This window comes from Streptomyces sp. NRRL S-1813 (genome assembly GCF_000719605.1).
In the GTDB taxonomy this organism is placed as follows: Bacteria; Actinomycetota; Actinomycetes; order Streptomycetales; family Streptomycetaceae; genus Streptomyces; species Streptomyces decoyicus.
This window is the reverse complement of record NZ_JOHB01000004.1, coordinates 164,115-187,048: the sequence shown is the minus strand read 5'-3', so window position 1 is coordinate 187,048 and position 22,934 is coordinate 164,115. Positions and strand designations below refer to the sequence as shown.

Annotated in this window: 18 protein-coding genes and 4 pseudogenes; 7 read left to right on the top strand and 15 right to left on the bottom strand. The window is 70.4% G+C overall.

What is annotated here, in order from left to right:
- Positions 1-16: 16 nt before the first annotated feature.
- The 7 genes from IF67_RS0109520 to IF67_RS0109490 all read right to left on the bottom strand — a co-directional run bounded on the left by IF67_RS0109520 (position 17) and on the right by IF67_RS0109490 (position 9,391).
- Positions 17-1,222 carry an acyl-CoA dehydrogenase family protein gene (locus IF67_RS0109520; protein WP_030079425.1) on the bottom strand — a complete coding sequence of 402 codons (1,206 nt, stop codon included), beginning with the start codon at positions 1,220-1,222 and terminating at the stop codon, positions 17-19.
- A gap of 2 nt (positions 1,223-1,224) precedes the next feature.
- Positions 1,225-1,749: a MaoC family dehydratase gene (locus tag IF67_RS0109515; protein ID WP_030079426.1), complete on the bottom strand. Its 525-nt coding sequence runs from the start codon at positions 1,747-1,749 to the stop codon at positions 1,225-1,227.
- A gap of 5 nt (positions 1,750-1,754) precedes the next feature.
- Positions 1,755-2,729: an HpcH/HpaI aldolase/citrate lyase family protein gene (locus IF67_RS0109510; protein ID WP_030984043.1), complete on the bottom strand. Its 975-nt coding sequence runs from the start codon at positions 2,727-2,729 to the stop codon at positions 1,755-1,757.
- The gene (locus IF67_RS0109505; RefSeq protein ID WP_030984041.1) at positions 2,726-4,738 is read right to left on the bottom strand and encodes a protein meaA; all 2,013 of its coding nucleotides are present in this window, start codon (positions 4,736-4,738) and stop codon (positions 2,726-2,728) included. The genes IF67_RS0109510 and IF67_RS0109505 overlap by 4 nt, the downstream gene beginning before the upstream one ends.
- A 40-nt stretch (positions 4,739-4,778) precedes the next feature.
- Positions 4,779-6,116 (bottom strand): crotonyl-CoA carboxylase/reductase, encoded by a 1,338-nt coding sequence (gene ccrA / locus IF67_RS0109500; RefSeq protein ID WP_030984040.1) that lies wholly within the window; start codon positions 6,114-6,116, stop codon positions 4,779-4,781.
- Positions 6,117-6,630: 514 nt separating this feature from the next.
- Positions 6,631-7,434 (bottom strand): TetR family transcriptional regulator, encoded by an 804-nt coding sequence (locus IF67_RS0109495; RefSeq protein ID WP_030984039.1) that lies wholly within the window; start codon positions 7,432-7,434, stop codon positions 6,631-6,633.
- Between the two features lie 136 nt (positions 7,435-7,570).
- On the bottom strand, positions 7,571-9,391 hold the full coding sequence (locus IF67_RS0109490) for a 3-hydroxyacyl-CoA dehydrogenase family protein (protein ID WP_051817824.1): 1,821 nt from the start codon (positions 9,389-9,391) through the stop codon (positions 7,571-7,573).
- Positions 9,392-9,775: 384 nt separating this feature from the next.
- On the opposite strand from IF67_RS0109490, the gene IF67_RS0109485 reads away from it, so the two are divergent.
- A complete protein-coding gene (locus IF67_RS0109485) occupies positions 9,776-10,558 on the top strand; it encodes a HEAT repeat domain-containing protein (RefSeq protein ID WP_030984037.1) in 783 nt (260 codons plus the stop codon).
- Here IF67_RS0109485 and IF67_RS46195 read toward each other — a convergent pair.
- The 3 pseudogenes from IF67_RS46195 to IF67_RS44765 form a co-directional block, all read right to left on the bottom strand.
- Positions 10,483-11,033: pseudogene (locus IF67_RS46195) on the bottom strand (GNAT family N-acetyltransferase). The gene IF67_RS0109485 and the pseudogene IF67_RS46195 sit on opposite strands and share 76 nt — an antisense overlap.
- 39 nt (positions 11,034-11,072) lie before the next feature.
- Positions 11,073-11,339: pseudogene (locus IF67_RS0109475) on the bottom strand (transposase); the annotation flags it as partial.
- Between the two features lie 7 nt (positions 11,340-11,346).
- A pseudogene (locus IF67_RS44765) lies at positions 11,347-11,446 on the bottom strand (transcriptional regulator); the annotation flags it as partial.
- 113 nt (positions 11,447-11,559) lie between these two features.
- On the opposite strand from IF67_RS44765, the gene IF67_RS41285 reads away from it, so the two are divergent.
- Positions 11,560-11,805 (top strand): transposase, encoded by a 246-nt coding sequence (locus IF67_RS41285; RefSeq protein ID WP_078889355.1) that lies wholly within the window; start codon positions 11,560-11,562, stop codon positions 11,803-11,805.
- A 314-nt stretch (positions 11,806-12,119) separates the two neighbouring features.
- Here IF67_RS41285 and IF67_RS45955 read toward each other — a convergent pair whose 3' ends face one another.
- The 3 genes and pseudogenes from IF67_RS45955 to IF67_RS41275 all read right to left on the bottom strand — a co-directional run.
- On the bottom strand, positions 12,120-13,739 hold the full coding sequence (locus IF67_RS45955) for an IPT/TIG domain-containing protein (RefSeq protein ID WP_051817822.1): 1,620 nt from the start codon (positions 13,737-13,739) through the stop codon (positions 12,120-12,122).
- A gap of 151 nt (positions 13,740-13,890) precedes the next feature.
- Positions 13,891-14,655 (bottom strand): IS110 family transposase, encoded by a 765-nt coding sequence (locus tag IF67_RS46190; RefSeq protein ID WP_420708629.1) that lies wholly within the window; start codon positions 14,653-14,655, stop codon positions 13,891-13,893.
- A gap of 217 nt (positions 14,656-14,872) precedes the next feature.
- A pseudogene (locus IF67_RS41275) lies at positions 14,873-15,187 on the bottom strand (leucine zipper domain-containing protein); the annotation flags it as partial.
- A gap of 192 nt (positions 15,188-15,379) precedes the next feature.
- On the opposite strand from IF67_RS41275, the gene IF67_RS0109450 reads away from it, so the two are divergent.
- Complete coding sequence (locus IF67_RS0109450; protein WP_051817821.1) at positions 15,380-16,171, top strand: SDR family NAD(P)-dependent oxidoreductase; 792 nt, start codon at positions 15,380-15,382, stop codon at positions 16,169-16,171.
- 90 nt (positions 16,172-16,261) lie between these two features.
- Positions 16,262-16,615, top strand: a complete 354-nt coding sequence (locus IF67_RS0109445) for a MerR family transcriptional regulator (RefSeq protein ID WP_030984035.1) — start codon at positions 16,262-16,264, stop codon at positions 16,613-16,615.
- Between the two features lie 22 nt (positions 16,616-16,637).
- Here IF67_RS0109445 and IF67_RS0109440 read toward each other — a convergent pair whose 3' ends face one another.
- Complete coding sequence (locus IF67_RS0109440; RefSeq protein WP_030984034.1) at positions 16,638-17,702, bottom strand: Rv2578c family radical SAM protein; 1,065 nt, start codon at positions 17,700-17,702, stop codon at positions 16,638-16,640.
- Between the two features lie 156 nt (positions 17,703-17,858).
- On the opposite strand from IF67_RS0109440, the gene IF67_RS0109435 reads away from it, so the two are divergent.
- The 3 genes from IF67_RS0109435 (at position 17,859) to IF67_RS0109425 (ending at position 21,980) form a co-directional block, all read left to right on the top strand.
- On the top strand, positions 17,859-18,302 hold the full coding sequence (locus tag IF67_RS0109435; protein ID WP_030984033.1) for an SRPBCC family protein: 444 nt from the start codon (positions 17,859-17,861) through the stop codon (positions 18,300-18,302).
- Positions 18,303-18,554: 252 nt separating this feature from the next.
- Entirely contained in the window at positions 18,555-21,107 is a 2,553-nt protein-coding gene (locus IF67_RS0109430) for an MFS transporter (RefSeq protein ID WP_030984032.1), read from the top strand.
- Positions 21,108-21,248: 141 nt separating this feature from the next.
- Positions 21,249-21,980 (top strand): PAS domain-containing protein, encoded by a 732-nt coding sequence (locus IF67_RS0109425; RefSeq protein WP_030984031.1) that lies wholly within the window; start codon positions 21,249-21,251, stop codon positions 21,978-21,980.
- An 84-nt stretch (positions 21,981-22,064) separates the two neighbouring features.
- On the opposite strand, the gene IF67_RS0109420 is transcribed toward IF67_RS0109425, so the two are convergent.
- Positions 22,065-22,916 (bottom strand): class I SAM-dependent methyltransferase, encoded by an 852-nt coding sequence (locus IF67_RS0109420; protein ID WP_030984030.1) that lies wholly within the window; start codon positions 22,914-22,916, stop codon positions 22,065-22,067.
- Between the last annotated feature and the right edge of the window lie 18 nt (positions 22,917-22,934).

Here is a 22,934-nt window from a genome sequence, read left to right as displayed (position 1 = left end):
ACCCCAAACAGGACGTTCACCCCTGGATCCGGTACTCCTCGAGTAGCCGTCGACCAATGATCATTTTCTGGATCTCTGCGGTGCCTTCGCCGATCAGGAGCATCGGGGCCTCGCGGTAGAGGCGCTCGATCTCGTACTCCTTGGAGAAGCCGTAGCCGCCGTGGATCCGGAAAGCGTCTTCCACTACCTCCTTGCAGTACTCGGAGGCCAGGTACTTCGCCATGCCCGCCTCGAGGTCGTTTCGCTGACCCGAGTCCTTTTTGCGAGCGGCATTAACCATCATCGCATGCGCGGCTTCGACCTTTGTCGCCATTTCCGCCAATTTGAACTGAATGGCCTGGTGCTGTGCGATCGGCTTGCCGAAGGTGTGCCGCTGCTGCGCGTACGAAACACCCAGCTCGAACGCGCGCTGGGCGACACCGCAGCCGCGTGCGGCCACATTGACCCGGCCGACCTCGACGCCGTCCATCATGTGATAGAAGCCACGTCCGGTCTCGCCGCCGAGCACCCGATCGGCCGGGATCCGCAGCCCGTCCATGATCAGTTCGGTGGTGTCGACGCCCTTGTAGCCCATCTTGTCGATCTTGCCCGGAATGGTCAGGCCGGGCCGCACCTCACCGAAGCCGGCCTCCTTCTCCACGAGGAAGGTCGTCATCGACTTGTGCGGGGCGGTGCCCTCCGGGTGGCCCTCGTCGGTCCGGCACAGCACGGCGACCAGCGTCGACGTGCCACCGTTGGTGAGCCACATCTTCTGGCCGTTCAGGACGTAATCGTTGCCGTCCCGTACGCCCTTGGAGGAGATGGCCGACACGTCCGAGCCGAGCGCCGGCTCCGACATCGAGAAGGCGCCACGGATTTCACCGGCCGCCATCTTCGGCAGGAAATAGTCCTTCTGCTCCTGGGTGCCGTGCTGCTTGAGCATGTAGGCCACGATGAAGTGGGTGTTGATGATGCCCGAGACGCTCATCCAGCCGCGGGCGATCTCCTCGACGGTCAGCGCGTAGGTGAGAAGGGACTCACCCAGACCGCCGTACTCCTCCGGAATCATCAGGCCGAACACGCCGAGTTCCTTCAGGCCCTCGACGATCTGCGACGGGTATTCGTCGCGGTGTTCCAGCTCGGTGGCGACCGGCAGGATCTCCTTGTCCACGAAGTCGCGGACGGTGGAGAGGATTTCCCGCTGGATGTCGGTCAGGCCCTCGGTCTGCGCGAGACGGGTCATGGCTACTTCTCCTTCTTGGCCGGAGGGGCCTGAAGCTCCGGGCGGCCGGGCTGCTCGCCGCCGCGCTCCTTGATGTAGGTGGCCGTCGGGACCATGACCTTGCGCCGGAAGACGCAGACCAGGGTGCCGTCCTGCTTGTAGCCCTTGGTCTCGACGTGCACGATGCCGCGGTCCGTCTTGGAGCGGGACGGCGTCTTGTCCAGCACGGTCGTCTCGCCGTAGAGCGTGTCGCCGTGGAAGGTGGGCGCCACATGCTTCAGGGACTCGATCTCCAGATTGGCGATGGCCTTTCCGGAGACGTCGGGCACCGACATGCCCAGCAGCAGCGAGTAGATGTAGTTGCCGACGACGACGTTCTTGCCGAAGTCGGTGGTCTGCTCCGCGTAGTTGCTGTCCATGTGCAGCGGGTGATGGTTCATCGTCAGCAGACAGAAGAGGTGGTCGTCGTATTCCGTGACGGTTTTGCCGGGCCAGTGCTTGTAGACATCGCCGACGGTGAACTCTTCGTAGGTACGGCCGAACTGCATGGTGCTTATGCCTCCGGGGCCTCGAACTTGGACGTGCGGGTCATGCCGGCGGCCCGGCCCTTGCCGGCGACGACCAGTGCCATCTTCCGGCTCGCCTCGTCGATCATCTCGTCGCCGAGCATCGCGGAACCCTTGGCTCCGCCCGCCTCCGAGGTGTGCCACTCGTAGGCGTCCAGGATCAGCTCGGCGTGGTCGTAGTCCTCCTGGGAGGGGGAGAACACCTCATTGGCGGCCTCGACCTGACCCGGGTGCAGTACCCACTTGCCGTCGAAGCCGAGGGCGGCGGCGCGGCCGGCGACCTCGCGATAGCCGTCAACATTCTTGATCTGAAGGTACGGACCGTCGATTGCCTGTAGATCGTAGGTGCGAGCCGCCATCAGAATGCGCATCAGAATGTAGTGATAGGCATCCGCCCCATAGCCGGGCGGCTGCTCGCCGACCACCAGGGACTTCATGTTGATGGACGCCATGAAGTCGGCCGGGCCGAAGATGATGGTCTCCAGGCGCGGCGAGGCCCCGGCGATCTCGTCGACGTTCACCAGGCCCTTGGCGTTCTCGATCTGCGCCTCGATGCCGATCCTGCCGACCTCGAAGCCCATGGTCTTCTCGATCTGCGTCAGCAGCAGGTCCAGCGCCACGATCTGCTGGGCGTCCTGGACCTTCGGCAGCATGATGCAGTCCAGGTTGGGGCCGGCGCCCTCGACGACCGTGATGACGTCCCGGTACGTCCAGTGCGTCGTCCAGTCGTTGACCCGCACGACCCGGGTCTTGCCCGTCCAGTCGCCCTCGTTCAGCGCCTCGACGATGTGGTGCCGGGCGCCCTCCTTGGCGAGCGGCGCGCAGGCGTCCTCCAGGTCCAGGAAGACCTGGTCGGCCGGAAGGCCCTGGGCCTTCTCCAGAAAGCGGGGATTACTGCCGGGGACCGCGAGACAGGAGCGGCGCGGTCGCAGGCGGTTTACCCGGGGGTGAGCCTGGGTCATGCGGGGACCTCCAGGGGGTCGAGCTGGTTCGCTTTCCGGATTTCGTCGACGATACGGCCGATGATCTCCGTAATACCGAAATCCTTGGGGGTGAACACGGCCGCCACTCCGGCTTCCCGGAGCGCGGCGGCGTCGGCGGAGGGGATGATGCCGCCGACGATGACCGGCATGTCATCGACGCCGGTGCGGCGCAGCCGGGCCAGCACGTCCGGGACCAGCTCGGCGTGCGAGCCGGACAGGATCGACAGGCCCACACAGTGCACGTCCTCGGCGACCGCGGCCGAGACGATCTGCTCCGGGGTCAGCCGGATGCCCTGGTAGATCACCTCGAAGCCGGCGTCCCTGGCCCGTACGGCGATCTGCTCGGCGCCGTTGCTGTGCCCGTCCAGGCCGGGCTTGCCGACCAGCAGGCGCAGCTTGCCGCTGCCGAGCTCGGCGGCGGTCTTGGCGACCTTCTCGCGGACCGCGGCGAGCGGGCTGCCCTCCTCGGCGGCGACCGCCAGGGGGGCGCTGGAGACGCCCGTGGGGGCCCGGAACTCGCCGAAGACGTCCCGCAGCGCCCAGGCCCACTCGCCGGTCGTCACGCCGGCGCGTGCGCACTCCACGGTGGCCGCGAAGAGGTTGCCGTCGCCCGCCGCGGTCTTCTTCAGGACCGACAGCGCCTCCTGGGCGCGTGTCTCGTCGCGGTTGTCCCGCCAGTCGTGCAGCGCCTGGACCACCCGTGCCTCGTTGGCCGGGTCGACGGTCATGATGGCCGTGTCGAGATCCGCGGTGAGCGGGTTGGGCTCGGTGCCCTCGAAGCAGTTGACGCCGACGATCTTCTCCTCGCCGGCCTCGATCCGGGCCCGCCGCTCGGCGTGCGCGGAGACCAGCTGCGACTTGAGATAGCCGGACTCCACCGCGGCCATCGCGCCGCCCATCTCCTGGATCCGCTCGATCTCGGTGAGGCATTCGGTGACCAGGGTGTCCACCTTGGCCTCGATGACATGCGAGCCGGCGAAGATGTCCTCGTACTCCAGCAGATCGCTCTCGTGGGCGAGGACCTGCTGGATACGCAGGGACCACTGCTGGTCCCAGGGGCGGGGCAGCCCCAACGCCTCGTTCCAGGCGGGGAGTTGCACCGCGCGGGCGCGGGCGTCCTTGGAGAGCGTGACGGCCAGCATCTCCAGGACGATCCGCTGGACGTTGTTCTCCGGCTGCGCCTCGGTCAGGCCGAGCGAGTTGACCTGGACGCCGTAGCGGAACCGGCGCTGCTTCTCGTTCTCGATGCCGTAGCGCTCGCGGGTGATCTTGTCCCAGATGCGGCCGAAGGCGCGCATCTTGCACATCTCCTCGACGAACCGGACACCGGCGTTCACGAAGAACGAGATACGGGCCACGACATCACCGAACTTCTCCGGCGGCACCTGCCCCGAGTCCCGCACCGCGTCCAGTACCGCGATCGCGGTGGACATCGCATACGCGATCTCCTGGATGGGTGTGGCGCCCGCCTCCTGTAGGTGGTAGCTACAGATGTTGATCGGGTTCCACTTGGGGATGTGCGCCACCGTGTACGTGATCATGTCGGTGGTCAGCCGGAGCGAAGGGCCCGGCGGGAAGACGTGCGTCCCGCGCGACAGGTACTCCTTGACGATGTCGTTCTGCGTCGTCCCCGACAGCTTGGAGATGTCGGCGCCCTGCTCCTCGGCGACCACCTCGTACAGCGCCAGCAGCCACATGGCCGTCGCGTTGATGGTCATCGAGGTGTTCATCTGGTCCAGGGGTATGTCCTGGAACAGCCGTCGCATGTCGCCGAGGTGGGACACCGGGACCCCGACCCGGCCGACCTCGCCGCGGGCGAGGATGTGGTCGGGGTCGTAGCCGGTCTGCGTCGGGAGGTCGAACGCGACCGACAGGCCGGTCTGGCCCTTGGCGAGGTTACGCCGGTACAGCTCGTTGGACGCCTCGGCGGTGGAGTGGCCGGCGTAGGTCCGCATCAGCCACGGACGATCCTTCTGACGCTCAGTCATATCAGGCCCGTATCTTCGTGGTCCGGAAGTCCGAGTCGCCTCAGACGTTCCGGAACCGGTTGATGGCGTCGAGGTGCTTGGCGCGCATTTCTTCGTCACGCACGCCCATGCCCTCCTCGGGGGCCAGCGCCAGCACGCCGACCTTGCCCTGGTGGAGGTTGCGGTGCACGTCGTACGCCGCCTGGCCGGTCTCTTCGAGGGTGTAGGTCCGCGACAGGGTCGGGTGGATCTTGCCCTTGGCGATCAGGCGGTTGGCCTCCCACGCCTCGCGGTAGTTGGCGAAGTGCGAGCCGACGATCCGCTTCAGCGACATCCACAGGTAGCGGTTGTCGTACTCGTGGTTGTAGCCCGAGGTCGAGGCGCAGGTGACGATGGTGCCGCCCTTGCGCGTGACGTACACGGACGCGCCGAAGGTCTCCCGGCCGGGGTGCTCGAAGACGATGTCCACGTCCTCGCCGCCGGTCAGCTCGCGGATGCGCTTGCCGAAGCGCTTCCACTCCTTGGGGTCCTGGTTGTGCTCGTCCTTCCAGAACTTGTAGCCCTCGGCGTTGCGGTCGATGATCGCGTCGGCGCCCATCTTCCGGCAGATCTCCGCCTTCTGGTCGGAGGAGACCACGCAGATCGGGTTGGCTCCGCCGGCCAGCGCGAACTGGGTGGCGTAGCTGCCGAGCCCGCCGCTCGCGCCCCAGATCAGGACGTTGTCGCCCTGCTTCATCCCGGCGCCGTTCTGCGAGACGAGCTGGCGGTAGGCGGTCGAGTTGACCAGGCCGGGCGACGCCGCCTCCTCCCAGCTCAGGTGCTTCGGCTTGGGCATCAGCTGGTTGGACTTGACCAGTGCGATCTCGGCCAGGCCGCCGAAGTTGGTCTCGAAGCCCCAGATCCGCTGCTCGGGGTCGAGCATGGTGTCGTTGTGGCCGTCGGAGGACTCCAGCTCGACGGAGAGGCAGTGCGCGACGACCTCGTCGCCGGGGCCCCAGGCGTTGACGCCGGGCCCGGTGCGCAGGACCACACCGGCCAGGTCGGAGCCGATCACGTGGTACGGGAGGTCGTGCCGCTTGGTGAGCGGGGAGAGCCTGCCGTAGCGCTCCAGGAACCCGAACGTCGACACCGGCTCGAAGATCGAGGTCCACACGGAGTTGTAGTTCACGGAGGAGGCCATCACGGCCACCAGCGCCTCGCCCGGCCCCAGCTCGGGCACCGGCACCTCGTCGACGTGCAGCGACTTGCGGGGGTCCTTCTCCTTGCTCTCCAGGCCGGCGAACATCTCGGCCTCGTCCTTGTGCACGGTCACCGCGCGGTAGGACTCGGGGATGGTCAGGCCGGCGAAGTCGGCGCTGGTGGTGTCGGGCGCGAGGATTGCGTCCAGGATTTCGTTCACGGGGTGCCTCCGGCGAAGCTCGTTGGGGAACGGCTTTGAGGGAACGTCGGGGGTGGTGCAGAGGTGGTGCCGTCGGTTCGGCCGGGGTGGCCCCGTTGCCGTCGCCTCTGCGGGGGTCGCAGAGCCGTCGGCCGCGGTGCCTGGCAGCGCTGGTGAGCGCGGTGCCCAGCGGCAGCTGGGAGGTGCCTGTGACGCAGGCATCCGGGCGGACAGCCGCATAGGGCTGGTGGGACAGCCGACGTGCGTGGGATCTCAGCACGCCGGCCGCCCGGACACCTTCAACGTATGACACCGCGTGCCAGGCGACAAGACACTGAGTGCCAAGAATTTCTCTCAGATGTCATCTGGGCGGCACGCATGAGCGAAAGAGGGCCGATGGGAGGCGTGCGGATGACACAAAGAGAGGTGATGTGTGCGCAGCGTGCGCAGGGAGGGCGTTACGCCATCCGGGTCGCGGCCCGGTCAGCTCAAGGGCGCCGGGCCGCGCTCATGTCCGGTTCCGGCCGGAGGGCCGTTACTTGCGTTCTTGGATCGCCTTGCGGATGGTGCGCATGACCTCGTCCAGCGGGGCGTCGGTGCGGGCCACCGCGACCAGGACCTCGCCCTCCCGCGAGACGGCCGCCGGAGGGGTCTCCCCGCTGCCGGTGCGGCCCGCGCCGATGCCGGCGCCGAAGGTCTCCCGGACGATCGCGAAGGCATGGTCGAGCTGTGCCTCGACGTCGCCCTGGGCGTCGGCCCGCAGCCAGCGCCGCAGTACGTGGTTGTGCGCGGTGACCACGGCGGACGCCGCGACCTCGGCGAGCAGCGGATCGTCGTCGCCCTCGCGGTGTGCGCCCTCGTCGAAGTGGCCCAGGAGATAGCGGGTGAACAGCCGCTCGTAGCGGGCCACCGAGGCGATCTCGGCCTCCCGCAGGGTGGGCACCTCGCGGGTCAGGCGGTAGCGGGCCACCGAGACGGCCGGGGAGGCCGCGTACATCCGCATGACCTCCTTGATGCCGCGGCAGACCGTGTCCAGCGGATTCTCGTGCGGCGGAGCGGCGTCCAGGACGGCTTCCGCGCGGACGAGGGTGTCGTCGTGGTCGGGGAAGATCGCCTCTTCCTTGGAGCGGAAGTGGCGGAAAAAGGTACGCCGGGCGACGCCCGCGGCGGCCGCGATCTCATCGACCGTCGTCGCCTCGTAGCCCTTGGTCGCAAACAGCTCCATCGCCGCCGCCGACAATTCACGGCGCATTTTGAGCCGTTGCGCAGCCGCCCGGCGGGTGCCGGGAGTGGTGGTGTCGGCGGTGTCGGAGGGTTGTGTACGAGCGGGCTGGGACATGTGGGGACGGTACTGCATATCTACGCGACCTGCGGCATGAGGTGCAGCTTTTGCCCCCGTGAGCGGGGGTGGACCGCCGTCGGGTTCCAGCAGTCCACCCCACCCTCCCCCGGCCGGGCCGGGGTGCCGCCACGCGTCAGCGCCGGGCGTACTCACGAAAGCCGCGGCCGGTCTTACGGCCGAGGCAGCCCGCGGCGACGAGGTGCTCCAGCAGCGGCGCCGGGGCCAGCCCGGGGTCGCGGAACTCGGCGTGCAGCACCTTCTCGATGGCCAGGGACACGTCCAGGCCGACCACGTCGAGGAGTTCGAACGGGCCCATCGGGTACCCGCCGCCGAGCTTCATGGCGGCGTCGATGTCGTCCAGGGTCGCGTAGTGCTCCTCGACCATCTTGATCGCGTTGTTCAAGTACGGGAACAGCAGCGCGTTCACGATGAATCCGGCCCGGTCCCCGCAGTCCACCGGGTGCTTACGGACCTTGGCGCAGACCGCCCGCACGGTGGCGTGGACGTCGTCGGCCGTCAGGACCGTACGGACCACCTCCACCAGCTTCATGGCCGGCGCCGGGTTGAAGAAGTGCATCCCGATGACGTCCTCGGGGCGCGAGGTGGCGCGGGCGCAGGCCACGACGGGCAGCGACGAGGTCGTGGTGGCCAGGACGGCGCCCGGCTTGCAGACCTTGTCCAGGGTCGTGAACAGCTCCTGCTTGACCGCCAGGTCCTCGGCCACCGCCTCGACCGCGAGGTCCACGTCCGCGAACGCGTCCAGCGACCCGGCCGGGGTGATCGCCGCCAGCGCGGTGTCCCGGGCCTCGGCGCTCATCCGGCCCTTGTCCACGGAGCGGCCCAGCGACTTGGCGATCCTGGCCTTGGCCTTCTCCGCCTTCTCCAGGCTGCGGGCGGCCAGCACGACCTTGAAGCCCGCCTTGGCGAAGACCTCGGCGATACCGCTGGCCATCGTCCCGGAACCGGCCACGCCGACGCCGGTGACCGTACGCCCGCCGGCGAGCTCATCGGCGGCCGCCGGGCTCTCCGCGTCCGGCACGGCCGTGCCGCTGCCCGGGGCGTCGTACGTGTAGAAGCCGCGGCCCGCCTTGCGGCCGGTCAGCCCCGCCTCGGCGAGCTGGCCGAGGATCGGCGCGGGGGCGTGCAGCCGGTCCTGGGACTCGGCGTACATCGCCTCCAGGACCGTACGCGCGGTGTCCACGCCGATCAGGTCGAGCAGTGCCAGCGGGCCCATCGGCAGCCCGCAGCCGAGCCGCATCGCGGCGTCGATGTCCTCGCGGGTGGCGTACTTGGACTCGTACATCGCCGCGGCCTGGTTCAGGTAGCCGAACAGCAGGCCGTCGGCGACGAAGCCGGGGCGGTCACCCACCGCGATCGGGTCCTTGCCCAGGTCGTGGGCCAGGTCCGTGACGGCCGCGACCGCGGCGGGCGCGGTGAGCACCGAGGACACCACCTCGACCAGCTTCATGGCCGGTGCCGGGTTGAAGAAGTGCACGCCGAGCACCCGCTCGGGGCGCTGCGAGTCGGCGGCCAGCCGGGTCACGGACAGCGCGTTGGTGCCGGTGGCCAGGATGGTGTCCGGGCGCACCACGGCGTCCAGCCCGGCGAAGACCTGCCGCTTGAGCTCGTAGTCCTCGGGCACCACCTCGATGACGAGATCGGCGTCCGCGGCGGCCTGGAGATCGGTGAAGGTACGGAACCGGGCCAGGATGTCCTGCCGCTCCCGCTCCGTGATCCGCTCGCGCTGCACGGCACGGGCGGTGGCGGCTTCGAGAGCGGTGACGGCGTGCCGGGCCGCGGCTTCGTCGGTGTCGATACCGATGACCTCGCGGCCGGCGCGGGCCAGCACCTCGGCGATGCCGGTGCCCATGGTGCCCAGGCCGACGACGGCGACGGTGGAAAGGGACAGGGGGGAGGGGGCAGTTGAGAGATCAGGGGTGGACTGAGGGCCCATCGCGAGACTCCTGAGGGTGTTCCCCTGAAGGCAGGGGAGAAGTGACGACTGAGGGGTACCGCGCGGCGTGATATCTGCCCTGCGCAGCGGCCGGAAAGCGGCGGTGGGCCGCGGGAGCCGCAGCGCTGCGGGAGCGCCGGCGGTGCGGGAGAAGCGGCGAGCCCTGTCCCGGGGCCGTGCCGTGTTCTCCGTACTGCTGTCGTGCTGTGCCGAACCGACTTCACACTGTGGCGGCTGCGTCACCAGGCCGCCCGAGCAGTGGTGCTGCTCGTTCCAGCAGGTTAACCGGTGAGTAACCAGAGCGCCAGGGGTAGGCGGGGTCATTAGGCTGTGGTGCGGGCCACGTCGCGGGAACCGGGGCGGCCGGCGGGAGGGGAGCGGCAAATGGAAGAGGAATTCCACGAGTTGACGGACCGGGTGCGGGCCGAACTCCGCTCCCCACAGGATCTGGTCGCTTACGAACGGTTGCTGGGGCTGGCCCGCAAGAACACCCCGGCCGGGCGGGAGGAACTGGCTCGGATGCTGGTCGCCGTCGAACGTCCGCTGTGGGCCAGGGAGATCGCCGCCTTCATCCTCGGCTGCGCCGGCGACAAACGGGCCTTCGAGACGCTCGTGCTGTTGCTGAACTACCGCGACCCGGTGCGCTGCGCCACCGCCGCGCACGCCCTGGGCCGCCTCGGCGACCCCCGCACCGCCCGCGCCGCCGCTGCGCTCGCCACCAACCCGCTGCGCACCGCCTACGCCCTGCACCCGGTCCGGCTGCTGGCCGAACTCCGCGCACCGCAGTCCGTACCGGCGCTGATCGCGACCCTGGAGCGGCTGCTCACCCCGCACAACCCCTACTGGCGGGTGGCGCTCGCCTGTGTCGAGGGCCTGGGCGCGCTGGGCGACCGGCGCGCGGTCCCCACGCTCACCGCCGCCGTCGGGCATCCCCGGCTGGCGGCCGCCGCGGCCGCGTCACTGGCGCGGCTGGGGGTGCACGAGGAGGTGAGGGCGGACGCCGGGCCCCAGGTGAAGGCGAACGCCGGGCCCCAGGGGAAGGAGGCCGCGCCGGACGGCGCGGGAGACGGGCGCGGGGACGGCGGGCGGGGTCAGGGGCCGGAGCGGGGCGAGGACCCCGGCAGTAGCGGCTCCGGTTCCGGTTCCGGCGTCAGCGGGCGCCGGTAACGCAGCTCGGGGACGCTCCGGCCGCCGACCTCGTACGCCTCCTCGGCCCCGTCCGGCGCAAAACCGGCCCGCTCGTAGAACCGCTGGGCACGGGTGTTGCCGCGTACCACCCACAGATACAGCGCGCGGTAGCCGTTCGCCCGTGCGCGGGCGGTGCCGGCGCTCATCAGGGCGCGACGTAGAGGGCGAGCAGCTCACCCGCGGTCGGCGGGGGCGCTGGCAACTCCTCGGCCCCCGGGGCGATATCGGGGTCCCGGGCCGGTCCGACGCACGCCCAGCCCACGACGTCACCGTCCCGTTCCGCCACCAGGTCCGACACCTCCGGCGACCGCCGCCCGAACCACGACCGCCGCCGCTCGGCATCCGCCGCCACGCTCATCGCGTCCAGGTACGCCTGCGGCATCAGTCCGCGATACGCCGCCTGCCGGCCGCGGACCCGCACCGCCGGGACCGCGTCGATATCGGCCTCGGTCATTTCCCGCATGCGGACCGGGTGCGGGGGCCGCGCCCGGCTCCGTTCAAGAGACCCATCCATGCCGGAGAGGCTAGGAGGTGTCCCCGCGCGGGCCGCCTCGGCGATCAAGCCTTCCAGCAGAGCGGTGAAGACGCCGGCGTCCCGCCAGACCCGGAAGCGGCCGTAGACGGTGGCCCAGGGACCGAACTCGGAGGGCATCTCCCGCCACTGGGCACTGGAACGCAACCGCCAGATCACCCCCTCGAACTGTTCCCGCAGCCGCTCGGGGCACGGGCCGAACCTGCCGATCGGCAGGTAGGGCTCGATGAACTTCCTTGTGCGCGGACTGGTGCGAGGTCTGCACCCAAGTGGTCACCCACGCTGTGGGCGACGTACAGGGCGATGAAGACGGCGGCGAAGGTGGCAGCGTGCACGGTGGCGGGCTCCTGTCCGAAGAGAAGGGGGGTGGGCGGCGCGGGGCGGGTGCTAGGCCGTTTCGTTTGGATCATCTGATCGTTGGCCGAGGCGTGCCGTTAACTGATGTGCAGTGGGCGCGGATCGAGCCGTTGCTTCCGGATCGGACGCCCCGACGAGGTGGCGCGATCACCGCGAGGTGATCGATGCGATCGCCGGGAAGTTCCAGACCGGATCACAGTGGGTCCATCTGCCCGAGAAGTGCGGAAACTGGAGCGGCGTCTACAACCGGCTGCGGATGTGGGCAACCGATGGAACCTGGCGGCGGGCGTTCACCACGCTGATGGCCCAGGCCGAGGCCGACGAGGACCTGAACTGAGCCGTCTCGGTTAATTCCACGATCGTGCGCGCCCACCGGCACGCGGCCGGGCCCGCGAAAAGGAGCCCCGGCCGACGAGCCGGACGACCACGCCATCGGACGGTCCCGCGGTGGACTGCCGAATAGCCGGGAGGGATCTCACCTCCCGGCTCTCACAGAACCGCCGGACTCCACATCGCAGGCATCTTCCTCTGGGCAGCCCGGTGAGCCGAACGAAACTTTCTGGACCAGGGCCCGCGCTGAGGAGGGGTGCCCCTCAGCGTCGGCGCCATTCCTCTCCGGCGGGGCGCATTGGGTGATCGGCGGAGGAATCCTCAGACGGTGGCTATGGCGAAGGGGCCCGTGCCGACGGTGATCGTCGTCAGGACGGTGTTGGTGGCGGTGTCGATGGCGGAGACGGTGTTCGATCCCTGGTTGGCGACGTAGGCGCGGACACCGTCGGTGGTGATCGCCACTCCGTACGGCGTGGTTCCGACGGTAATAGGGGTGCCGATGACGGTGTTCGTCGCGATGTCGAGCACCGAGACCGTGCCGGAGCCGGAGTTGGTGACGTAGGCGCGGGCGCCGTCAGGGGTGATGGCCACCCTGCGTGGGGTGGTGCCGACGGTGATGGTCGTCAGGACGGTGTTCGTGGCCGTGCTGATCACGGAGACGGTGCCGGAGCCGGAGTTGGAGACATAGGCGCGAGTGCCGTCGGGGGTGATCGCCACCCCCCGCGGGCTGGCACCGACGACGATCGGGCTGCCGGTGACGGTGTTGGTGGCGGTGTCGATGACCGAGACGGTGCCCGTTCCCTGGCTGGTGACGTAGACGCGGGTGCCCGCCGGGTTGACCGCCACGCCGTAGGGGTTGCTGCCGACGGTGACGGTCGTCAGGACGGTGTTGGTGGCGGTGTCGATCACCGACACGATGCTCAACCCGTTGTGGGTGACGTATGCGCGGCTTCCGTCCGGGGTGATCGCCACGCCGTGGGGGGTGGAGCTCACCGGGATGATCGTAGGGACAGTGGCCGAGGCGGTGTCGATGACCGAGACGGTGGCCGCGCCGTTGTTGGCGACGTATGCGCGGGTGCCGTCGGGGGTGAAGGCCACCCCCCGCGGGTTGGCGCCGACGGCGATCGGGCTGCCGACCAGGGTGCTGGTGGCGGTGTTGATCACCATCACGCTGCTGGAGCCGGTGTTGGTGACGTAGGCGCGCTGCAGGGTGTAGGTGAAGCCGCCGGGCACGGTGGTGCTGCCGCCGGGCGTGATGACTTGGACGATGGCCTCGCCGGTGCCCGCCGGCGTGGTGCCGGTCAGCGCGGTGCCCGCGGCGTTGACGGTGACGGCGGTGGCCGGCACGCCGTTGAAGGTGACACTCGCCCCGGTCAGGTTCGTTCCGGTGAGGGTGAAGGTGGTGCCGCCGGAAGGGGCGCCGAGTGTGGGCGACAGGGCGGTGACCGTGGGCAAGCCGACGTAGGTGTACTGCAGGGGGTTGCTGGTCCCACCGGCCGTGGTGACGACGACCGCCACGGTTCCGTCGGCATCGCCGGCTGGCACGGTGACGGTGATCTGACGGTCGTTGACGACGGTCGGGACCGCGGTGTGGGTGCCGAATCGCACGCTGGTGGCGGTGGCGAGGGCGGTGCCGGTGAGGGTGAGGCCGACTCCACCCGCCAGGGGACCGGAGGAAGCACCCAAGGAGCACAGGAAGGGCGGGTCGAAGTAGTAGAACGGGGTCGGGTTGCTGACACCTCCGGGGGTGGTCACGGTGACGCCCACCACTCCTCCGTTGCCGGCCGGGGATACCGCGGTGACCTGGGTCGGTGAGACCTGGACGATGCCGGTGGCCGGCTTCGTGCCGAACGTGACCGCGCTGGTGCCGGCGAGGTTCGTCCCGGTGATCGTGACCTGGGTCCCGCCGGCCGTGGGCCCCTTGTTCGGGGAAATCGGCATGGTGACGCCTCCTGCCTGTGACCACATGTGGACTCGTGAGGGACAGACGGCCGGCCGGCCACCGCAGCGTCCGGATCACCGGGCTGGCAGAGGTGCTCGAAGTGGAGACGTCCGGCCCCGGAGCATGGGCGTGCTGCTCGACGCGACGCTCTCAGTAATCCAGCGAGACCAGGCGCCGACAAGGAGGTTGCTCGCCTTGCCACCCGGATGGCCGAGGGTGCACCACCCGCCCACAACATGCACCCGAGCGCACCACCGCGCGAGCCGGTCGGCGCAGGGATGCTTCCGGCTCGGGAGATGTCATCCTCGGGTGGCGCCCGCGGTCAGACCACCTGCACAGGGGTGCCGGTGCGCTCGGCGTAGGCGACCCCGTCGGCGGTGCCCCCGTGGTCCCAGGCCGGCTGTCCGTCCCAGACCGCGAGCAGTTCCTCCGCCAGGCCGACCAGGGTTTGGCTGCGGCCCTGTGCGCGAAGCTGTCCGACACTGTCAGCCCGGTCTCGTGGACGTCGGTCGCCTTCCGGTACAGCGCGTCATAGGCCGGGTGGCGCCAGCGGGGGAGGCTCTCGCAGTACTCCCAGGCGGGTACGACCACCTCCAGGCAGCCGCCGTACTCCAGCACCGCCTCGGCCAGCCGGGAGTCGGACTTGCCCCGTCGGCGGCGCGTCTGGCGGTCAGGTCGGTTGACCTCGATGACGTGGTGGCCACGCTGTCGCATCCACCTCGACAGGCCGGCGCCGTAACAGCCGGTGCCTTCCAAGCCCACCTGCTCGACGGTGCCGAGACCGGTGGCCCATGTTTCCAAGGACGCATAGCCGCTTGGTGTCGAGGGGACGACGAGCGAGCCCAGCCTCCGCCCGAGCTGCTCGAGAGCGGCAGCGACATGGACATCGGCGTGGGTGTCGACTCCGAGGGTCACGCTCGTGCTGGAACTGGTGGGCACTTACTCCTCCTGGCGGTCCGCGGGGCTGGAGCCGCACCGACGGAGCACCGGGGACACAACTGCGATGAGGCGTGTGAGCCAGGCTCTTATCAGGTCACATCCGGCGAACCGCCGATGCAGCCGCATGCGCCCTCCCAGCCGGTCGACACATCGGCAACAAGGCACGAGCCGGCCGGTTGGTCTGCGAGTCAGGCCGGCCGGAAGAGCGCTCCCAGATCCTCGCAGTTGGTCCGAGGAAGTCCGGCCCCCGCCGGTGGACGTGCCGTGCGCTGAGCACTGCGGCCTCGATGTGTGCGGGAGTAGGCCTCGGGCAGGTGTGGGGGCGGCTGGAGCGGTCGTGCAGGCCGTTCCAGCCTTCGGCCCGGAAGCGTGCCACCCATCGGTGCGCGCACTGCCGGGAGACTCCCAGTTCCTTGGCCACATGCGCCACCGGACGTCGGTCGTGGACGACACGGCGCACCAGAAGGCATCTGCCGTGAAAGGTCAGCCGGGCATTGGCATGGGCCATCAAGACCTCCGGTTGTGGTGAAGACAGGCATCTCCACTACGCCCGGAGGTCTCTTCTTGATCAACTACCGACGCGGGTCACCAACCTCTTGGCCGAGTACACCTAGGGACCGTCAAGAAGATTTCCCGTCCGCACGGTCCGGGGGCGGGCCGTTTGACCTTGTCCCTGGTGTCAGGGTTCGAGACTCCCGGCATGGAACGCACCACGTACACCGGGCCGGACGCGCCCGGCACGAACCGCAGAGTTGTGATCGTCACCGGGGCCGGCACCGGGATCGGGCGCGCCACCGCCCATGCCTTCGCGGCGGAGGGGGCGCGCGTCCTCGCGGTGGGCCGCCGGCCCGCACCGCTGGCGGAGACCGCGACGGGGGCCGCCGGCGGGCCCGGCGAGGTCGTCCCCTACGCCGCCGACATCACCGCCGACGGCGGACCCGAGGATCTCGTGCGCCATGCCGTCGAGACGTACGGCCGGCTGGATGTGCTGGTCAACAACGCCGCGGTGGTGGGCAGCGGGGCACTGGGCAGCTTCACCAAGGAGGGGATGGAGCCGCTGCTGGCGACGAACCTCGTCGCGCCGGTACTGCTCACCCAGGCGGCCGTGCCCCACCTGGAGCGGACCGGCGGTGTGGTGGTCAACATCAGCACCTCGGTCGGGCAGCGGGGCTGGCCGGGCAACTCGGTCTACGCCGCGACGAAGACCGGGCTCGAACTCCTCACCCGCAGCTGGGCGGTGGAGCTGGCACCGCGCGGCGTACGGGTCGTCGCCGTCGCCCCCGGAGCGATCGAGACCCCGATCGCGCGGCACCAAGGCTGGTCCCCGGAGCAGCGGGCGGCCCTACGGAAGTGGCAGATCGAGCACACGCCCATGGGGCGGGTGGGCCGCCCCGAGGAGGTGGCCTGGGCCGTCACCCGGCTCGCGGCGGCGTCCGCGTCGTTCGTGACCGGGGTGATTCTCCCGGTCGACGGGGGAGCGGTGGTCGGCTGACGGGCACGGCCACGGGGGCCCGTGCGGGGGCAGGCCGGGGCCGCCCGTCCCCGCCCTGGTAGAAACGGTGCCGGACGGGGAGGTGATCCGGTGCGGATCGGGGAGCTGGCGCAGGTCACGGGGGCGTCGCCGCGCGCGCTGCGCCACTACGAGCGCGAGGGGCTGATCGCCTCGGTGCGGGCGGCGAACGGGTATCGCGTCTACGGCGAGCGCGCGGTCGTCAGGGTCCGCAACATCCGCCATCTCCTCGCGGCGGGCCTCACCCTCGCCGACGTCCACTGCTTCACTCCCTGCCTGGACGGCGACATGTCCACCGCTCCGTCGTCCGCCGAGGGCCTGCGCATCGCCCGTGAGCGGCTCGCCGTCATCGATGAGCGGATCAGGGCCCAGACGGAGGCGCGCAACCGCCTGGCGCGGGCTCTGGGGGCGGCTCCGGTCCCCTAGCGACCTGACCGCTCCGGCCGGGTCATATCAAGGTCAACTGGGTCGGCTCCGCCGGGGAGTCGGGGCCCTCGCCGCGGGGTGCGCCGGGTGAACCGGGGCCGGTCGCCTCCGGGCCGGCGTCCGTCGGCGGAATCCGGCGGGCCCGGCCGGGCCGGGCGGGGCCGATGCCGTACTCTGCGGCGAATTCGTGGACCTGGCGGGTGATCCGGCGCTGGTACCACGTGGGGGCGTAGGCGCCGTCCCCGTACATCGTCTCGTAACGCCGCACCAGATGCGGGTGGTGCTGCCCCAGCCACGCCATGAACCATTCCCGGGCGCCGGGCCGCAGATGCAGCACGAGCGGGGTGACGGAACCGGCGCCGGCCTCCGCGAGGGCGCGCACCGTGGCCCGCAACTGGTCCGGCGCGTCCCCCAGGAACGGGATCACCGGCGCCATCAGCACCCCGCACGGAATGCCGTGTGCGGTGAGCGTACGCACCACGTCCAGCCGGCGCTCCGGGGCGGGGGTGCCGGGCTCGACCGTGCGCCACAGCTCGCGGTCGAGGAAGCCGACGGAGACGGAGATGCCGACGTCGGTGACCTCGGAGGCCTGCTGGAGCAGTGCCAGATCCCGCAGGATGAGCGTGCCCTTGGTGAGGATCGAGAAGGGGTTGGCGTAGTCGCGCAGCGCCGTGATGATGCCGGGCATCAGGCCGTAGCGGCCTTCCGCGCGCTGGTAGCAGTCGACATTGGTGCCCATCGCTATGTGGTCCCCGCGCCAGCGCCGCCCGGCCAGCTCGCGGCGCAGCAGCTCGGGGGCGTTGACCTTCACCACGATCTGCGAGTCGAAGTCCTGTCCGGTGTCCAGGTCGAGGTAGCTGTGCGTTTTGCGCGCGAAGCAGTACACACAGGCGTGGCTACAACCGCGGTAGGGGTTCACGGTCCATTCGAACGGCATCTGGGAGGCGCCAGGGACCCGGTTCACGATCGAGCGGGCGCGTACTTCGTGGAAGGTGATCCCGCGGAATTCGGGGGTGTCGAACGTCCGGCTGACGACGTCCGTACCGAACAGCGCGGCCGGGCTTTCGCCGAGGTTGTCCCAGCGCATCGGGCCTCCTTCTGGATCCAGCAGGGCCCCCCGCATCCATAATAGAACAAGTGTTCCCTTGTGGTTCGGTGGCCCTGAATTTGGGCGCGCCGCCGTGGGGTGGTTGGCTTGGCGCGGATCGCAGGACCGGCAGCCGAGTACTGGAGGAAGACACACATGGGGCAGGTCGAGGCCATCACGCAGCGCGAGATCGCGGCGGACCCGGAGGACGTGTTCGACGCGCTCGCCGACTACTCCGGCACGCGCCGCCAGCTGCTGCCCGAGCACTTCAGCGAGTACGAGGTCCGTGAGGGCGGCGACGGCAAGGGCACCCTCGTCCACTGGAAGCTCCAGGCCACGAGCAAGCGGGTGCGCGACTGCCTGCTGGAGGTCGACGAGCCGACCGACGGCCAGCTCGTCGAGAAGGACCGCAACTCCTCGATGGTGACCACCTGGGTCGTCACCCCGGCCGGCGAGAAGCGCGCCAAGGTCGTCGTCACCACCACGTGGGAGGGCGCCGGCGGTATCGGTGGCTTCTTCGAGCGGACCTTCGCCCCCAAGGGGCTCGGCCGGATCTACGATGCGCTGCTCGACAACCTCGCCGCCCACGTGGCGAAGTGATCGGCGGCCACAGCCGTCACCCTGAGCGCATGACGTCACACTCACCGGTTCGGGTGGTTTCCGGTGAGCCGAAGTGTCCGGCCCGCCGGAACGCCTCCGTACCGAAAGCCCTGATGGGAGCCCAATAGGCGCCCGGGGCAACGTACTTGACGTCCCTTCCCACCCCGCACGCACCCTTTCGCCGCGGTTGTTCGGTGTTGTCGCCCAATGCGAGAAATTGGGCGGCAACAGGCGTGACGAGGGGAGCAGCACGTGGGCGGGACCACCCTGAGCGAGCGGGTCGAGCGGGTCGAGCGGACCGGTCCGCCCGTATCCGGTCCGCCCGTATCCGGCGCGACACCGGCTCCGGCCGCGCACGACAGCCCCCAGGACCCCGCCGCCGGTACGGCGGTGCCGCTCAGCCCCCGCCGCGTCCGCATGGTCTTCCTCGGTCTGATGCTGACGCTGCTGCTCGCGGCCCTCGACCAGACCATCGTCGCCACCGCGCTCCCGAAGATCGTCGGGGAGCTGCACGGCCTGGGCCAGATGTCCTGGGCGGTGACGTCCTACCTCCTCGCCTCGACCATCGGGCTGCCGCTCTACGGCAAGCTCGGCGACCTCTTCGGCCGTAAGCCCGTCTTCCTCTTCGCCATCCTCGTCTTCACCGTCGGCTCGGCGCTGGCCGGCTGGTCGCGGACCATGGATGAACTGATCGCCTTCCGGGCCGTCCAGGGCGTCGGCGGCGGCGGGCTCATCATCGGGGTCCAGGCGATCATCGCCGATGTCGTACCGCCGCGGGCCCGCGGCCGCTACATGGGCCTGATCGGTGCCGCCTTCGGCCTCGCTTCCGTGGCCGGCCCGCTGATCGGCGGCTTCTGCACCGATCGCGCCTCCTGGCGTTGGTGCTTCTACCTCAACGTCCCGTTCGGCGCGCTGACGCTCCTGGTCATCGCCTTCGTACTGAAGCTGCCCCGGCCGGCGCGCCGTGCCCGGCTGGATGTCGCCGGCGCGCTGCTGCTCGCCGCGTTCTCCACCTGCCTGGTCCTGCTGACCAGTTGGGGCGGCACCGAGTACGCCTGGAACTCGCGGGTCGTCCTCGGCCTCGGCGCCGGTGCGCTCGGCTGTGCCCTGCTGTTCCTCGCCGTCGAGCACTTCGCCGCCGAACCGCTGATCCCGCTGCGGCTGTTCCGCGACTCGGTCTTCAATGTCACCGGCCTGATCGGCGCCGTCGTCGGTATCGCGCTCTTCGGCGCCGCCAGCTATCTGCCGACCTTCCTGCAAATGGTCGACGGCGCCACGGCCACCGAATCCGGGCTGCTGATGCTGCCGATGATGGGCGGCATCGTCCTCGCCTCCATCGTCTCCGGACAGCTCATCAGCCGCACCGGGCACTACAAGGTGTTCCCCGTCGTGGGCTGCGCGCTGGCCGCGGTGGGGATGTGGCTGCTGTCCGGGATGCAGCAGGACACCGCGCGCGAGGTCTACAGCCTCTGGATGGGCATCCTCGGCCTCGGCATCGGCTTCGTGATGCCGGTGCTGGTGCTCGCCGTGCAGAACTCCGTACGCACCGCCGACCTCGGCACCGCGACCAGCGCCTCCAACTACTTCCGGCAGATCGGCGGCAGCGTCGGTGCGGCCATCTTCGGCACCCTCTTCGCCGACCGGCTGGCCCGCCAGCTCGGCGACCGGCTGCCGAAGTCGACGCGGCTGCCCGACCCGGAGTCGATCACCCCGCAACTGGTGCATGCCTTGCCCGCCTCGCTGCGCGACAGCTACATCGCCGCGTATGCGCACGCCATGCCGGGGATCTTCTTCTATCTCGTGCCGGTGCTCGTCCTGGGCCTTGTGCTCGCCTTCTTCCTGAAAGAGAAACCCCTGGTGTCCCACGCCTCTCACGCTCCGCAGGCCTCCCCGACCCCGCAGGCGCCGTACGGCGATCCGGCCGACCCCGCCGCCGTGCCCCCGGCCCGGTCGATCCCGGACCCCACGGCCCCCAACTCCACTGATTCCCGGACCACTTACTCCCGTATGCACAGCTACGCGGGCACCGGACAGCCCACCGTCATGGCCGGCGTCCCGGTGTGCGGCACCGTCCAGCACCACGACGGCAGCATCGTGCCGCGCGCCGCGCTCACCCTCATCGACGTCGCCGGCCGGCAGGTCGGCCGCGGCGCCACCGGCGACGACGGGCGGTATGCGCTGAGCACCCCGGGCGCCGGCTCGTATGTGCTGATCGCCGCGGCGGGCGGGCACCAGCCACAGGCCGTCAGCGTCACCGTCGGCGAGCGGCCGGTCGAGCTGGACGTCGTACTCGGCGGCGCCGGGCGCCTCGCGGGCACCGTCACCACCGCCGACGGCACGCCCGTACGCGATGCCATGGTCACCCTCACCGATGTCCGCGGCGAGGTCGTCGCCACCACCCGCAGCGGGCGCGAAGGCGGCTATGTCATCGGGGAGTTGGTGGCCGGCGAGTACACCCTCGCCTCCAGTGCCCCCGCGTTCCGCCCCGCCGCGCTGCCGGTGACCGTCCAGGCCTCACGGGAGACCCGCCAGGACATCGAGCTCGCCGGCGGCGCGGTGCTGCGCGGGACCGTACGGGCCGGCGGCGGACGGCCCGTCGAGGACGCCAGGGTCACCCTCCTGGACGCCGCCGGCAATGTCGTCGACACCGCGACCACCGGAGCCGACGGGCTGTTCCGCTTCGTGGATCTGTCGGCCGGTGAGTACACCGTCATCGCCGCCGGATACCCGCCGGTCGCCACCGTCCTGCGGATGGCGGGCGGCGGACGCACCGAGCGCGACCTCCAGCTCGGGCACGAGGACTGAGGGCTCCGCGACGCCTGCGGCGGACGGTGCGCACGGTGCGCGGACGCGCTCCCTCTTCGGGGAATGCCGCCCGCCGCACCGTGCCACGGTCGTACCGTGGTGGGGGTGGTGCACGGTCGGTGTACGAAGGAGCAACCACCCATGGAGCGTGGCCCGTTGCACGGCGACGACCTGACCCTCGCGGCGCCCCGGGACGCGGCGCCCGGACAGATTCCGCTTGCGGTCGTGGTGGTGGGCGCGGACGGCCGGATCTCCCACTGGAGCGGCGGTGCACACCGGCTCTTCGGGGCCACCCGTGAGGAGGCGGTGGGCGCCCCCGCCGTCGATCTGATGCCGGTCACCGGTGCGCTCGGCGACGAGGAGTGGGGCGACCGGCGCACGAACGGCTCGGCGGAGCGCCCCGGCTCGGAAGGGTGTCACGGCTCGGAGGCGAGCAGCGGCGGGGAGATGAGCAAGGGTGCGGCGGGGGCCAACTTCCCTGTCCTGGAGGCCTCGTCGGCCGGTGGTGTGCCCTACCCCACGGCCGGACGGGCCCGGATGGCCACCGCCGGGACCGGCCCGGTGGACCTGCTGTGGTGGGCGTACCCCCTGGCAGGGCCGGGCGTCGGAAGGATCCTCGTCCTTGCGGCGGACGCCGAGCGGTTGCCCGGCGGGGACGACGGGGAGAGCGGCGCGGGACACGAACGCTTCGCGCCCGCCTTCGGGCTGCACACGGACATCTCCGGCGCCGGCGGCCTGGCCCGGCGGCTGCCGGAAATCCTGCCGAGCATAAGTCCCCAGGAGAGCGCCCGGATCGTCTCCCAGGTCCTGGAACTGGGCTACCCGGTGCTGGAGGTCAGCCTCCAGGAGCGGTTCCCGGTGACCCTCGACTGAAGCGGGCACGCTTCACAGCCCGGTGTGGCTGACGCTTCGTCAATGAGAGGCGGGCCGCACGGCCCGTGGCACCCGAGCTACTCCTCAGGGGCATCCGGTCAGCCGGGCGGGCGCCGTACCGAACCGCAGCCGGGTGATGAGCGGGCGGTCCCCACGGAGCAGGGGCAGGGCCGCGGCGCGCGGGGCAAGGTAGCCGAGGAAGCCGCGGCCCGCGGGGAGCGGAACGTCGGACACGTCGCTGATGGCCGGATGGGCGGTGCGCAGTCGGTCCCGGTCGGCCGCGTTCATGCCCCAGGGCATCGGGGGCAGACGATGGCCGCCGGGGCCCTTCGCGCCGGTGCGGGTGCGGGCGCTGAAGCGCCGTGACACGGTGTCGAACACCATCGAGCCACCGGGAAACGCACCGGCGCAGGCGGCGATCAACTGAGTTGCCTGCGCGGGCTGTAGATACATCATCAGGCCCTGCGCGGTCACCAGGACACCGCGCGAGGGGTCGATGCCGGCCATCCATTGGCTGTCGCGGACGTCGCAGGCGACGAGCCGCTGGCGCGCTCCGTGCGGCAGCAGATGCCTGCGCAGCGCCAACGGGTCGGTGAGGTCGACGGTGACCCAGTCGGCCCGTCCGTTGTCCACCCGCCAGAACTGTGTCTCCAGGCCCTCGCCGAGGGCGATCACGGTGCCGTCCGGATGGGCGGTGAGGAAGGCGCGCACCACTCCGTCGAATCCGAGGGCCCGAAGGGCGATGGCCTGCGCCAGCCATGGCCGGGCGCCGCCGAGCCGGTCCCGGAAGGGGAAGTCGACCTCCCCGATGAGCTGTACGGCGCGTGGATCGGCCAGCACCGTGTCCGGGCGGGCGGCCTCGGCGGCGCGGTGGTAGAGCGTCCACAACGCCGTTTCGGGAACTCCCTTGAGGTCTGCCTTGACGCGGCCTGGCACCGAGTTCCTCCCAGAGTG